We start from the raw sequence: 12990 nt of genomic DNA, 5'->3' as shown, positions 1-12990 counted from the left end.
CGTCTTGAACATCGGATGCTGAGGGAAAGGGCGCCGCTGCCGAGTAAATGGGCTGGGTGCAGCTAATGACGGGTGACGATGCGGTCCGGCGTCTGCTTCTGGCCGTTTGGTCTGCCGGCGGAATGACTCGACGCTATCTTCCATCCCCGCGACGCTGGAGCTTGCTGGCAAGTCGGCAAATATCCCGTTGGGCTTACTGGAAAGCATGGCGCATGATGACCTGGTCATAACAAGAGGAGACACGTCATGGTCAACGTAGCGTTGTTCGTTCGTCTCGAAGCAAAACCCGGGAAAGAGAAAGAGGTTGAGAGCTTTTTAATGAGTGGTCTTGCAATCGTGGCGGAGGAGCCAGCCACCACGGCCTGGTTCGCCATCCGCTTGGGACCTTCCACCTTTGGCATCTTTGACGCCTTCCCGGATGAAGCAGGCCGACAGGCTCATCTTTCGGGCAAGGTCGCCGCCGCGCTTATGGCAAAGGCTGCCGAGCTGTTTGCCGAACCGCCGTCAATCGAGAAGGTTGACGTGCTTGCGGCTAAGCTGCCCGGCTAAGCAAGCCCGACAAGGCTCCAACCCGTCCCTGCCGCCTTTTTGCAGCCTCAGGGACGCGGCTGAGTCTGGACGTTACCGCGGGTCTCTTTTCGGCGGGCAGGTGCCTACAGCGACTATAGTCATTGGTGCGTCAGATCAAATCAGCCGTTGCGCTGCCAACCTGGCCTCAACCCCCATTCCGCGAAAGCACGGCGGATCGCCTCGTGCTCGTAATGCGGCCATACCCTCGCAGCCGAAGACACTCAGGCTTGTCTCTAGGCCTCTTCGCCATTCTGAACCCGTTGACGGTGGATGGAATTACTCCGCCGGGCGAGTTGTATCCGGCTGTACAGAACCCACCCCACCTATCAGGGCTCAAGCAATGAACACTTCAGCATTGGATGATGCAAAAGAAACGACCGACCGCCTGCTTCAAGGACCACTTCCAGCCGGCACTGTCGCCCCCGATTTCTCCCTGTACGCAACGCCCGATCAGCGGCTGTCCCTGCACGAGCTAAAGGGAAGTCCCGTAATATTGGCGTTCTACCCCGCTGACTGGAGCTCGGTGTGTGGCGACCAACTGACCTTGTACAACCAGGTGCTTCCCACCTTCAGAGAGTACGGCGCGACGCTGCTGGGTATTTCCGTCGACAGCGCCTGGTGTCATCAGGCCTTCGTCAAAGATCGTGGGTTTCACTTCAGCCTGCTTGCCGATTTCGAGCCCAAAGGAGCGGTGGCGCGACAGTATGGCGCGTACGATTCCCACCTTGGAGTTTGTAAGCGTGCGTTGTTCGTGATTGACAAGGAGGGGGTGGTCGCCTGGAGCTACGTTTCACCGATGGCAATCAATCCTGGAGCGGACGGCATTCTGGATGCGCTGGATGCTCTGGCAGATTCCCCCCACAGCACGCCCGCCAAAAACCAGTAGGTGATCACATGGCCACTCTCAAAGTCCCGGTAACTGCAAACGACCATCGCCAGGGAAGGGCGGATGCCAAGGTCACACTGGTGGAATATGGCGACTACGAATGCCCCTATTGCGGTTTGGCGTACTGGGTCGTCAAGCAGCTGCAGCAGCATTTTGGCGAGGATCTGTTGCTTGTGTTTCGCAACTTTCCACTGACCACTGCTCACCCGCACGCGCTGGGCGCAGCTGTCACCGCTGAATATGCCGGGAGTCGAGGATTCTTCTGGGAGGCCCACGACGAGTTGTATGAAAATCAGGATCGATTGGGCGTGCCGCTGTATGGCGCCATCGCACTGAGACACGGCCTTTCCAGCGATGAACTCGTTGTTGCGATGCAAACCGATATCTATCTGCCCAAAATACAATCCGATTTTAATGGAGGCGTACGCAGCGGGGTAAACGGCACGCCTGCGTTCTACATCGGCGGGCTTCGCTATGACGGGCCTCCCGAGGTCACCGAGATGAGTCAGGCGATTGAGCTTTCCTCAATGCGTGGACTCAATCGCTAGCTAGCGCCTGGGTTGATAGCTAACGACAGGCTGTTTATTCACACGAAATGTCTAGACGTCGTTCGTCGGTAATCAAGTAGCCGTGGCGCGCTGTCATGAGATCGCGACTATGTTGATCGGGTGGCATCGTTTCTCAAAGCTGCCATTCCCTCCCACGTCATCGTCTTCCCGACCAAGCTCAACGTATTGCTGGTCTCATGCCCCTGTTTCCTGAGCATCGTTCAGGGCACGTAGATCCATCTGTATGAGTCCGTGTTATCCATTTTTGGAGACAACTCATCATGGCTACTCTCTGTGAAATTTGTAACGCCAGACCGGCTGTCGCGCGAGTGACCGTGTCGCAAAATGGTCAGGCCAGAACAATGTCCATTTGCGACCACGACTACCGTCAACTTTTACGCCATCAAAGTATGTTGAACCCCTTCGACTCTTTGCTGGGCGGTGGCGTGTCCCGCTTTTTCGACAACATGGGCGGAGCAGCGGATCAGAGGGGTGATGACTTCAGGCTCTCTGCGCATGTGCCTCGCGAATCTGTCGATGCAACCGATGCATTCAGCTCCCAGACGCTGGAAATCCTGCAACGCGCTGGAGAGAAAGCCCATGAGTTCAACCGCAGCGAGCTCGATACTGAGCATCTGTTGTATGTGCTTGCCGATACCGACGTAGGCACAGCGTTGCTCAAGGAATTGTTGCTTTCTGCGGACGACATCAAAGGCTACATCGATCAACACGCTCAAAGGGGCGCAGCGCAGGCGCAGGCTTCGGTGGATCAGATGAGCATCTCGCCTCGCCTGAAAAAAGTGTTCAATTTTGCGTTTCAGGCATCTCGTGATTTAGGGCACTCATATGTTGGCCCCGAGCATCTGTTGATCGGGCTTTCATCGGTGCCCGAAAGCATTGCCGGAACGCTGCTAAAAAAATACGGCGTGACCCCTGAAGCTTTGCGGCAGAAGGTGGTCAAAGTGGTGGGTAAGGGAGCTGAGGACGGGAGAGTCGATACCCCCACGGGAACACCGACACTCGACAAGTTCGGTCGCGATCTGACGTCATTGGCTCGTGAGGGCAAGCTGGATCCCGTATTGGGCCGCGCGCAGGAAATCGAAAACACCATCGAGGTGCTGGCCCGCCGCAGGAAGAACAATCCGGTCCTGATCGGTGAACCCGGCGTCGGCAAGACAGCCATCGTCGAAGGGCTTGCCCAGCGCATAGTCAAGGGCGATGTCCCGGAAATTCTGCGTGGCAGACGGCTGGTTGAAGTCAATCTGAACTCAATGGTCGCGGGCTCCAAATACCGGGGCGAATTTGAGGAGCGCGCCAAGCAACTGCTCGATGAAGTCGCTGCGAAGACCTCGGAGCTGATTCTGTTCATCGACGAGTTGCATACGATCGTTGGCGCGGGGCAGGGAGGTGAAGAGGGCGGCCTGGACATTGCCAACGTATTGAAACCCGCATTGGCACGCGGGGAGCTCAGTCTGATCGGTGCGACGACGCTCAATGAGTATCAAAAGCACATCGAAAAAGATGCGGCGCTCGAAAGACGTTTTCAGCCCGTCCTGATATCCGAGCCTACCGTAGAACAGACCATCATTATCCTGCGTGGGCTGCGCGATAAACTTGAGGCGCACCATCAGGTGACGTTCGCCGACGAAGCATTCGTGGCAGCGGCGGAGCTGTCGGACCGTTACATTACCTCGCGCTTTCTGCCGGACAAGGCCATTGACCTGATCGACCAGGCTGCGGCCCGCGTGCGCATCAGCGCCTCCTCAAGGCCCGCTGGCATTCAGGAGCTGGAAGCAGAAATCATCCAGCTCAAACGCGAACAGGACTATTCATCCTCGCGTAAACGCTTCGATGAATCCAAAGGCTTCGAAGAGCGCATCGGTCAAAAACAAGCCCAATTGGGAGAGGAGACAGAAGCCTGGGAGCGCAAAACGGGTTCCGAAACCCTCGAGGTGACCCTTGAGTCGATTGCCGAAGTACTGTCCCGTCTGACCGGTATTCCGGTAACCGAACTCACCCAGGAAGAGCGTCAGAAGCTGCTGAATATGGAAGACACTTTGCGTGATCGGCTGGTCGGGCAGGAAGATGCTGTGCTTGCGGTCAGCGATGCGGTTCGTTTGTCTCGCGCCGGCCTTGGACAAGCCAACAGACCGATTGCCACGTTTCTCTTTCTTGGTCCAACCGGCGTAGGCAAAACCGAGTTGGCCAAGGCGTTGGCAGAGACGGTGTTTGGAGACGAGCAATCGATCATTCGCATCGATATGTCGGAGTACATGGAGCGTCATGCGGTTGCCCGGTTGATCGGTGCGCCACCCGGTTATGTCGGATACGACGAAGGCGGTCAGTTGACAGAGCGCGTCCGCCGCAAGCCCTACAGCGTGATTTTGCTCGACGAGATTGAGAAGGCGCATCCCGATGTGAGCAACGTATTGCTGCAGGTGTTCGATGATGGTCGTCTCACGGACGGCAAGGGACGAGTTGTGGACTTCAGCAATACGATCATCATCGCCACCAGCAATCTGGGCTCTCCCGTCATCATGCAGAATCTTGGGCGACCAGAAAATGAACGCCTTACGGATAAAGCGTTACGTGATGAATTGATGGGCGTCTTGAAAGGGCATTTCCGTCCCGAATTCCTGAACCGTATCGACGACATCATCGTGTTCCATGCCCTTACTCGGGACAACATCCGATCGATTGTGGGCATTCAGCTTGATCGGGTCATTAGAACCGCGGCTGCCCAGAACATCACGGTGAAAGTGGCTGACACCCTCATTGATCATCTGGCGGATGTTGGTTATCAGCCCGAGTTTGGCGCGCGAGAGTTGAAGCGTCAGATTCGCCAGACCCTCGAAACGCGGCTCGCGAAGGAAATGCTCGCTGGCAAGCTCCAGGCCGGCGACAGCGTTGAACTGGGTTACGACAAAGCCCGTGACGTAGTGCTCTTCAATAAGCTGGATGCGCCAAACGCCTCAGCAAACATGAGTCCGCCGGACCAGCCTGATGATCGCGTGTCTATCGCCGGGACAGGGACTTAGCTCAACGCGCTACCGTCATTGGGTAGCAGGACTGTTGATGACGTCGTGCTATCAAGCACGCGATCTTCGGATGCCTGGACGAACCCGGCAGACGATGATGCGTGCTTGATGCACGTTAAGGAGGTGCGTGGCCCTGAAGTTTTTTCGGGACTGACCACTTATGTCCTCGCTGTTCAGCATGCCTGGCCTAGCGCTGGTGTGTGAATCAGTCCACTTCAGGACGCCGCTGTACTGCGAATTCCGGAACAATGTGAGTACCCAGCTCCTCAATGACTTCCTCAGCAGGGCGCTTTCCGTATTTGAGATTCAGGATAACGTGGTCCACCCCGATCTCCTCAAGCGACTCCAGCAAAAACCGCAGATGGTAGCGTCCCAGTTTGAACCCTAAATGAATGCGGGTGGGCGGCGTGGATGGAGTCTCGTCGAGGTCGATATAAAGCGACTGAGCGAAGGGCTTATAGACGGCGCCACATTGCTTCATGACCTCACGTCGCCAGTCTTCAACGATCAGCCGCTGCATGTTCGGTATGCGTGGATAGTTGATCCATCCGAGGCTTTCGCGCGCGATCCAGTCCAGCGACTGGCGACTGTTTCCAGTCACAAGCATTGGAATGGATTGGGTTGTGGGTTTGGGAATCAAGTCAGCGCCCTGCATCTCACCACCGCTCCAGCGGATGGGTTCGAAGCTGGTGCTGTGGGCTTTCCTAATAACCTCGTAGTGCTCCCGAAAGAGCTCTCCACGCCTTTCGGGATCGACGCCGAAAGCTAAAAACTCCACCGGACGATCGCCGGAAGCCACCCCCAGAATCAAGCGACCTGCGCTCAGTTGATCGACGCTGGCAGATGCCTTGGCAGTATGCAGCGGATGGCGCAACGGTATGGCAATGGACGCAGTGCCAAGCGCAATCTCAGACGTATGCGCGGCCATGTAGCCTAGATAAACCCAAGGGTCGAACAGTTGGCCAACATCGCCGAAACCGGGATCCCGAAGAGGCACATCACGAAACCAGAGTGCGCAGAAACCCAACGCCTCCGCTCGTTTGGCCAAAGCGACCTGGTTGAGCATGCTGGGCATGTCCCCATCGAAAGCCTCCAAAGGGAAAAACAATCCAAGGCTCAAATGACCCTGAGTGAAGGTCCGGCTGAACCCTCGATGCTGCTGATAAGTAATGGTGCTCGGCCGATACATACTGATTTTCCTCAATGGAGAACGTGAACAGCGGTCTCATTTCCAGAGGTGCTGCGGCATCGGTCGCTTGAGAACGACAGGTGGAGGAGTGCGTAAAACGTTTACCCGTTGTGCGGTAAATGTTGGTCGGGCGGGACGTCTTAAGGGGCCAGTGGCTGGCGATGCACGCGGGCAGGTCCAGATCACGGCGAACGGACAGTCAGAAGGGAATCTGATTGCCCCAACCTTTGCCTCAACTGAGTAAAGGCGTGGGGTCATCCAACAAGCGTAGGCGGGTTTGCAATGAATCGCCATGCTGGTTGTGACGATGATTGATACGCGTCGATGAACCAGCCGCGATCGCTGGCGGCAATACTGGGGCAGGGGATTGAGCGGTTTGAACAGATCACGCTCGCAATCATCGAGCGCAACGATAAGATCTCCATTATCAGCAACTAGAACCCAGACCAGCTCACGTCAACAGCCTGGGTTCACTGTTGCCGAGGCGGTCGGGCAGACTCCGATGCGGGTAACGCATCGAGAGCACTGGGAATGATTCGGCCGTACCCCCGAAACTCTGCTTCACTCAACTATCTGGCGCGCTGGATCAGCGGCTACAGGCGAGCCATGCCGACGGCTGAAACCACACGTGCTGGAGCAAAAACCTAATGAAGAATCCGGACCCCTCAGCGCCACTGCCTCCGAGATCGACGTTGAAAAGCCTTCGTGTCCAGTGGTCACTGATGAACGCCTATGAGCGATTCGAGCAGATCATCGTGCTGGCGCTTGGCGTGATGATCTCGTGCGTCATCGTCATTGCTTTGATCCAGCTCTATAGACGAGTGCTGCCGCTGGTGGTAGGCGGCGCGATTGATCCCTTGGATCACGGCGATTTCCAGTTACTGTTCGGTTCGATCTTCACTGTGTTGATCGCCTTGGAGTTCAAGCACTCCATCATTCGTCCGGCGTTCAGGCACGGCAGCATCGTGCAGCTGCGAACAGTGATTCTTATCTCGCTCCTGGCCCTGAGTCGCAAATTCGTGATTCTTGATTCCGCTTCAACGCCCGCCGCCACTATTGCTGCATTGGGGTTTGCAACGCTGGTCTTGGGGATCATCTATTGGTTGTTCACAAAACGGGGTAGATGGCCGGAGGAATAGACGGCCCAGCCCTATTTCGTTGGGGATTACCACCATCCCCGCTAAAAGACGCCGTCGGGGTTTGACGAGTTCGAATCGTTTAGACGTGGTTGCAATTAAACACCCTGACTGTCGATGACCTCGATGAAGTTTCTGATCAGGGGTGATTGCTGGTTCTTTCTCCAGACGAAATAGATATCGCTTGAATCCAGACTGGGCACTTGGTCAGCCTGAAACGTGTGCGCCTGACTGGCAAAACGATCCACGTAACTCTCTGGTATGCAGGCGAAACCTATCCCTTGGGCGATACAGGCGAAGATACTCGGATACGATTCGATTTCCAGAATAGCCCGAGGCTGGATACCGCTGCTTTCCAACCAGTTATCGACCTGTTGTCTGTAGTGACACGTGCGACCGAATACATATAGTTCGAGCCCCGACAAGTCTTGGGGAGTGGGCGAGGAAAGAGCTTTGGGCACTACTCTGATCAAGCGCTCACGAAACGCTAGTCGGCTATCCAGCAAAGGGTGCTGGATCGGGCCGTCAGTAAGAATCAAATCAAGCTCGCCATCCATCAAAAGTCGCTCAAGGAATAGCGAGTGCTCCGGGCGAATGTGAAGTTCTACCCCCGGCGCCTCAAGGCGATAGCGTACGAGGCGCTCTGGTAGATGATTGGCCAGTGCTACATCTAGCGCTCCGACGCGAAGCACTCCCTGCATGGAATCGTTTGAGAACAACGAGCGCGTTTCAGCTGCCAGGTCAATGAGCTGTTTGGCTTTTCGGTATACCAACCTGCCCTCGGGAGTGACCAGCAATCGGTTATTTTCGCGATTGAACAAAACGACGCCGAGTTGAATTTCGAGCTCTCGCAGTCTGGCCGTGATGTTCGACGGCACACAATGCAGCGATGCGGCTGCGGCGGCTATCGTGCCGTGGTCGACGACAGCGCAAAAAAAGCCGAGCTGCGAAAGTTTCAAGAGAATCTCCTTTTATGATGGTCTGGCTCACTTCTGATCACTTTTAGTGATTGGTTTGGCAGCTTAACATTGTCCCGTCAAACGCATCCAGCCTTAAACAGACTGGCTTTTGGCTGAGCACCAGAGCTGAAATCGGGCTTACGGTGAAAGACTTTTTAGAGATGTTGGCTATGCAATGGGCCGACGCTGCCGCGGAGAAGTAAATGCGCATACTGCATACCATGTTGCGTGTAGTGAACCTGGACAAATCCATTCACTTCTACACGAGGCTGCTTGGCATGAGCCTCTTGAGACGCAAAGACTACCCAGAGGGTAAGTTCACACTGGCTTTCCTTGGTTATGGTCCGGAGACCGAGACGGTTGCTCTGGAGCTGACGCATAACTGGGAACAAAGCAGCTATGAGCTTGGTGATGCTTACGGGCATGTCGCCATTGAGGTTGAGGATGCAGACGCATTATGCATCCGTGCTGCGATCATGGGATATCGCGTTCCGCGACCAGCAGGTGTTATGAAACATGGGCGTGCGGTCATCGCGTTCATTGAGGACCCCAATGGATATAAGGTTGAACTGATTCAAAAAGGTACGCAATTCGACTGAGCGAGCGCTGCGCGCGCGACTGGCAATTGCATGTCCTTGAATAGATTTGGTTGCGCGATTTCGGCTGGGTGTATTCATCGCTATCTCGATGATCCATACGCCGATCGAGGACGTGGCGAGAGCAGTGTGTCCAACGGGAGGAACCACGTTTCCGCATGCCAAACAATGGCGTTGCAGCGTAATGAGCGACCTTGGCCCAGTGCGAAAGAGGTGCCATCGAGGTAGGGTGTTTTTTTGCTAGCGATGAGTGCTAGGCATATACCGACGAGCGTAATGAGAGCAGTGAGGGCGAGGGTCCATCTGGTCTTCTTACTCCATCCAGCAGGATTTATCGTGGCGGCACTGTCGCTTTCTTTAAACGGGGTGGGCCGCGACCCACTCTTTGAGATGAGCAACAAAGCTCAGCACAGTCGGAGCAATGTTTTCTCTTGAAGGGTAGACCGCATACATTCCCACCGGCGGCTCAATGGCCCAATCGGACAATGCCTCCACCAGCGCGCCTGAATCAAGATCATCTCGTACATGCCAGTCCATGAGCAGCGCTACTCCATGTCCATCTATCGCCATCTGGCGAACCACTTCCCCCAGACTGGATGAAAACCGTTTGCGTATTTTGCAGGTTTTTTTGACGCCTCCCCGGGACATGGCCCAGCTGGAATCCTTACCAACGATGAGCCCGTCCAGCATGACCAGTTCTTTTGGAGAGATAGGCATGCCCTGTTTTTCCCAATACTGGGGGGCGGCGCATATCAGACGTCGAGAGGCAGCTATTCTTTGCGCGATCAGGGACGAATCGGCCATCACGCCGTGCCGAATCGCAAGATCGGTCCCATGGGCGGCCAGATCAACCAGTTGATCCGTTGGATGGAGATCGACGATGACGCCAGGGTAGCGTTTGAGATAACTGCTTACGACGCTCGATAAATAACCTTGGGCAAATGTCGCGGAAGCGGTTATGCGCAGATGACCGGTAATCTCGGTCTTCTGGAAAAATCCTCCCTCGGCCTTCTCGACGCTTTCGAGGATGCTCAGGGCATGCTGATAAAGCTTCTCACCGTCAGAAGTGGGGCTGAGTTTGCGGGTGGTTCGGTTAAAAAGTCTCCGGCCCACGCTGTCTTCAAGGGCCAGAAGACGTTTGCTGCCGCCCGCAGCTGTCATCCCCAGTCGTTCAGAAGCCGCACGGATGGATCCCTCCTCAAAAACGGCAACAAACAAACGCAATTCATCGATGGAATCCAGCACTTATTACCAACCAACAGGACCGAAAGATTCAACAACTCTAACGTACTTATCCAATTTTATTGATGATAATTTTGTGGCCTATAGTTCCTCGGAGTTAAACCTTTGAAAGCCATTGTGATAAATCAGCATGGTAGCTCAGACCTTTTTGTCGAAATTCAGACGGACAATCCCCGCGCGCGCGCAGGTCATGTGATTGTTGATGTGCAGGCGACAAGCGTGAATCCAGTGGACACGAAAATTCGTCGTGGCAGCGAAGGAACGGCTGGTCTGACTTTCCCGGCCACTCTCCACATTGATGTTTCAGGGGTAGTCAGCTCCGTCGGTACTGGTGTGACGCGCTTCAACCCAGGCGATGAAGTCTATGGCTGTTTCGGCGGCATCGTAGGGATTCCCGGTGCACTGGCAGATCAGATGGAGGTCGATGCCCAGATGCTGGCGCTAAAACCCAAGTCGCTCTCTTTTGGCGAAGCAGCAAGCTTGCCGCTCGTGGCGATTACTGCATGGGAGGCGCTGATCGACCGTGCTTCGATCAAACCCAATGACAATGTCCTTGTACATGGTGGCACCGGCGGTGTCGGGCATATAGGCATTCAATTGGCCAAGGTGCTGGGAGCCAGGGTATCGACGACGGTTTCCACACCGGAAAAAGCGGAAATTGCCCGTCGGTTGGGCGCCGATGAAATTATTATTTATAACAGCGAGACGCCTGAGGAATACAGTCAGCGAATCACTGAAGGAAAGGGATTCGATACGGTCTTCGATACCCTGGGCGGCGAGGTCTTACAGAACTCGCTGAAAGCCGCGAAGCTCAAGGGCCACGTCGTCTCGATCATCGGTTACGACACCTACGATCTGACCGAAATGCACTTCAAGGCATTGAGACTCGACCTGGTATTCATGGCTGTTTCGATCATTCATAACCAAGACCGCAAGCACCATGGCGAGATCCTGCAAAGACTGGCTGCCCTGGTTGATCGCGGCTTGGTCAAGCCACTGATCGATGAGCGCCATGATTTCACTGCTGCGGGTGTCAGTGCGGCACATGATCGCCTAGAGTCAGGTCGTGCCATTGGCAAAGTCGTCATTGAGCGAAAGGCTTAGTCACGCCGACACAGGATCGTGTGCACCGGGCCCGGAAGACAGTGACTCAGTCTTCCCCTTCGACGAGTTCATGTGTGTCGTGCCGATAACCTGGATCTCGACCAGGCCGCCATCTCGCAGCACCGCAGATTCAAATTGTTGGCTGCACGGCCGACGCCATGGATATCTTCGATACACCCGTGCCAGCCAATGCGCTCTCTCTTTATTTAACGCTTACAAGCAGGAGGTTTGATGACCACCCCTCTGACACTGATTGCCACTTTGATCGCCAAGGCCGGGTTTGAAGCCGAACTCGAGGAGACGCTGCAGCGCCTGCAAGGCCCGAGCCGAGCCGAAGCGGATTGCATCCAGTACGACTTCCATCGTGATGCCGAGCAGGCTCGCACTTTCCACATGATCGAACAGTGGCGCACTGAAGCGGCGCTGACTGCTCACGAAGCGACACCGCATTTTCAGGCCGCGCTCCCTTTCATCGAGCGTGCTGCTGAAAAGCTCACTATCACGAAAATGTATCGCATCTCCTGAGGTTCTTCGAATGAAAGCCATTGCACACTTCAAATGCCTGCCTATCGAACATCCCGACGCCTTGGTGGAGATCGATATACCCGAGCCAGTGCCGAAGCCGCGCGACCTGCTCGTAGAGGTAAAGGCCGTATCGGTCAATCCTGTCGATACCAAGGTGCGACAGGGCTACGTACCGCACGAAGACGAAAGCCAGCCCCGTATCCTCGGATGGGACGCTACCGGCGTGGTCAAGTCGGTCGGCAGCGACGTGACGCTGTTCAAGCCTGGTGACAGGGTCTGGTACGCCGGATCGTTGATCCGCCCGGGAAGCAACAGTGAGCTGCAACTGGTGGACGAGCGTATCGTCGGTTCAATGCCCCAATCGCTGGATTTCAGCCAGGCTGCGGCATTGCCACTGACTTCCCTGACCGCCTGGGAGTTACTCTTCGATCGCCTCGGTGTTGCACGTGATACCACCGACCGGGGCGAAACGCTGCTCATCGTCGGCGCTGCGGGCGGGGTGGGTTCGATCCTGACTCAGTTGGCGCGTCAACTGACCGGACTAACAATCATCGGCACGGCTTCGCGCCCGGAAACCCAGGCCTGGGTCACCGAGCTGGGTGCGCATCACGTCATCGACCATACCAAGCCACTCAGCGAAGAGCTCAAGCGCATTGGCATTGCACAAGTCAGCTATGTCGCAAGCCTGACCCAGACTGATCGGCACTACGAGCAAATCATCGAATCACTGAAGCCTCAGGGCAGGCTGGGCCTGATCGATGATCCGGCCACGCTTGACGCTGTGCCGCTGAAGCGTAAGAGCCTGTCGCTGCACTGGGAGCTGATGTATACCCGCTCGCTTTACGAAACCGAGGACATGCAGGAGCAGCACAACATCCTCAACGAAATTGCGCGGCACGTCGATTCGGGTCTCTTGCGCACCACTCTTGGCGATAACTACGGACGCCTCAGCGCAGAAAATCTTCGTCGTGCCCATGCTCTGCTGGAAAGCGGCAAGGCGAAAGGCAAGATCGTTCTGGAGGGCTTCTAAGAGGTACCACAGAAACGACTGGGTAATCTCCAGCTCCAGGTACCCATCACGCAAACCGTGTTGCTTCAGGCGCTTGGACACGCACGGAAAGCACCGAAGCCCGAAACTGCCGGGCCGCGATCGGCCTCAAGCAACGCGATAAAAGACCAAACACACCAGAACCATAG

12 protein-coding genes are annotated in these 12990 nt (G+C 55.7%); 9 read left to right on the top strand and 3 right to left on the bottom strand.

Features of this window, described 5'->3' with window-relative positions:
* The first annotated feature begins 246 nt into the window (after positions 1-246).
* From ABDX87_RS03275 to ABDX87_RS03260, 4 genes are all read left to right on the top strand, one after another.
* On the top strand, positions 247-549 hold the full coding sequence (locus ABDX87_RS03275; protein ID WP_192067712.1) for a putative quinol monooxygenase: 303 nt from the start codon (positions 247-249) through the stop codon (positions 547-549).
* Positions 550-910: 361 nt separating this feature from the next.
* A complete protein-coding gene (locus ABDX87_RS03270) occupies positions 911-1456 on the top strand; it encodes a redoxin domain-containing protein (RefSeq protein WP_346831570.1) in 546 nt (181 codons plus the stop codon).
* 8 nt (positions 1457-1464) lie between these two features.
* Positions 1465-2004, top strand: coding sequence for a DsbA family protein (locus tag ABDX87_RS03265; RefSeq protein ID WP_346831569.1), 540 nt, complete (start codon positions 1465-1467; stop codon positions 2002-2004).
* Positions 2005-2282: 278 nt separating this feature from the next.
* Positions 2283-5042, top strand: coding sequence for an AAA family ATPase (locus ABDX87_RS03260; protein WP_431061303.1), 2760 nt, complete (start codon positions 2283-2285; stop codon positions 5040-5042).
* A gap of 205 nt (positions 5043-5247) precedes the next feature.
* Here ABDX87_RS03260 and ABDX87_RS03255 read toward each other — a convergent pair whose 3' ends face one another.
* Entirely contained in the window at positions 5248-6231 is a 984-nt protein-coding gene (locus ABDX87_RS03255) for an LLM class oxidoreductase (protein ID WP_346831567.1), read from the bottom strand.
* Positions 6232-6878: 647 nt separating this feature from the next.
* Between ABDX87_RS03255 and ABDX87_RS03250 the strand changes: the two genes are divergently transcribed.
* On the top strand, positions 6879-7370 hold the full coding sequence (locus tag ABDX87_RS03250) for a phosphate-starvation-inducible PsiE family protein (protein ID WP_346831566.1): 492 nt from the start codon (positions 6879-6881) through the stop codon (positions 7368-7370).
* A gap of 95 nt (positions 7371-7465) precedes the next feature.
* Here ABDX87_RS03250 and ABDX87_RS03245 read toward each other — a convergent pair whose 3' ends face one another.
* A complete protein-coding gene (locus tag ABDX87_RS03245) occupies positions 7466-8326 on the bottom strand; it encodes a LysR family transcriptional regulator (RefSeq protein WP_346831565.1) in 861 nt (286 codons plus the stop codon).
* Between the two features lie 203 nt (positions 8327-8529).
* Between ABDX87_RS03245 and gloA the strand changes: the two genes are divergently transcribed.
* The gene (gene gloA, locus ABDX87_RS03240; protein ID WP_346831564.1) at positions 8530-8925 is read left to right on the top strand and encodes a lactoylglutathione lyase; all 396 of its coding nucleotides are present in this window, start codon (positions 8530-8532) and stop codon (positions 8923-8925) included.
* 354 nt (positions 8926-9279) lie between these two features.
* On the opposite strand, the gene ABDX87_RS03235 is transcribed toward gloA, so the two are convergent.
* The gene (locus tag ABDX87_RS03235; RefSeq protein WP_346831563.1) at positions 9280-10167 is read right to left on the bottom strand and encodes a LysR family transcriptional regulator; all 888 of its coding nucleotides are present in this window, start codon (positions 10165-10167) and stop codon (positions 9280-9282) included.
* A 102-nt stretch (positions 10168-10269) separates the two neighbouring features.
* Between ABDX87_RS03235 and ABDX87_RS03230 the strand changes: the two genes are divergently transcribed.
* The 3 genes from ABDX87_RS03230 (at position 10270) to ABDX87_RS03220 (ending at position 12823) form a co-directional block, all read left to right on the top strand.
* Entirely contained in the window at positions 10270-11268 is a 999-nt protein-coding gene (locus tag ABDX87_RS03230; RefSeq protein ID WP_346831562.1) for a zinc-dependent alcohol dehydrogenase family protein, read from the top strand.
* Between the two features lie 231 nt (positions 11269-11499).
* Positions 11500-11793 carry a putative quinol monooxygenase gene (locus ABDX87_RS03225; protein ID WP_153338437.1) on the top strand — a complete coding sequence of 98 codons (294 nt, stop codon included), beginning with the start codon at positions 11500-11502 and terminating at the stop codon, positions 11791-11793.
* A 10-nt stretch (positions 11794-11803) separates the two neighbouring features.
* A complete protein-coding gene (locus tag ABDX87_RS03220; RefSeq protein ID WP_192067732.1) occupies positions 11804-12823 on the top strand; it encodes a zinc-binding alcohol dehydrogenase family protein in 1020 nt (339 codons plus the stop codon).
* Positions 12824-12990: the final 167 nt, after the last annotated feature.

Origin of the sequence: Pseudomonas abietaniphila, from assembly GCF_039697315.1 — a bacterium.
GTDB lineage: Bacteria > Pseudomonadota > Gammaproteobacteria > Pseudomonadales > Pseudomonadaceae > Aquipseudomonas > Aquipseudomonas abietaniphila_B.
Note: the sequence above shows the minus strand (reverse complement) of the source record. Positions and strands in the feature narration are given on the sequence as shown.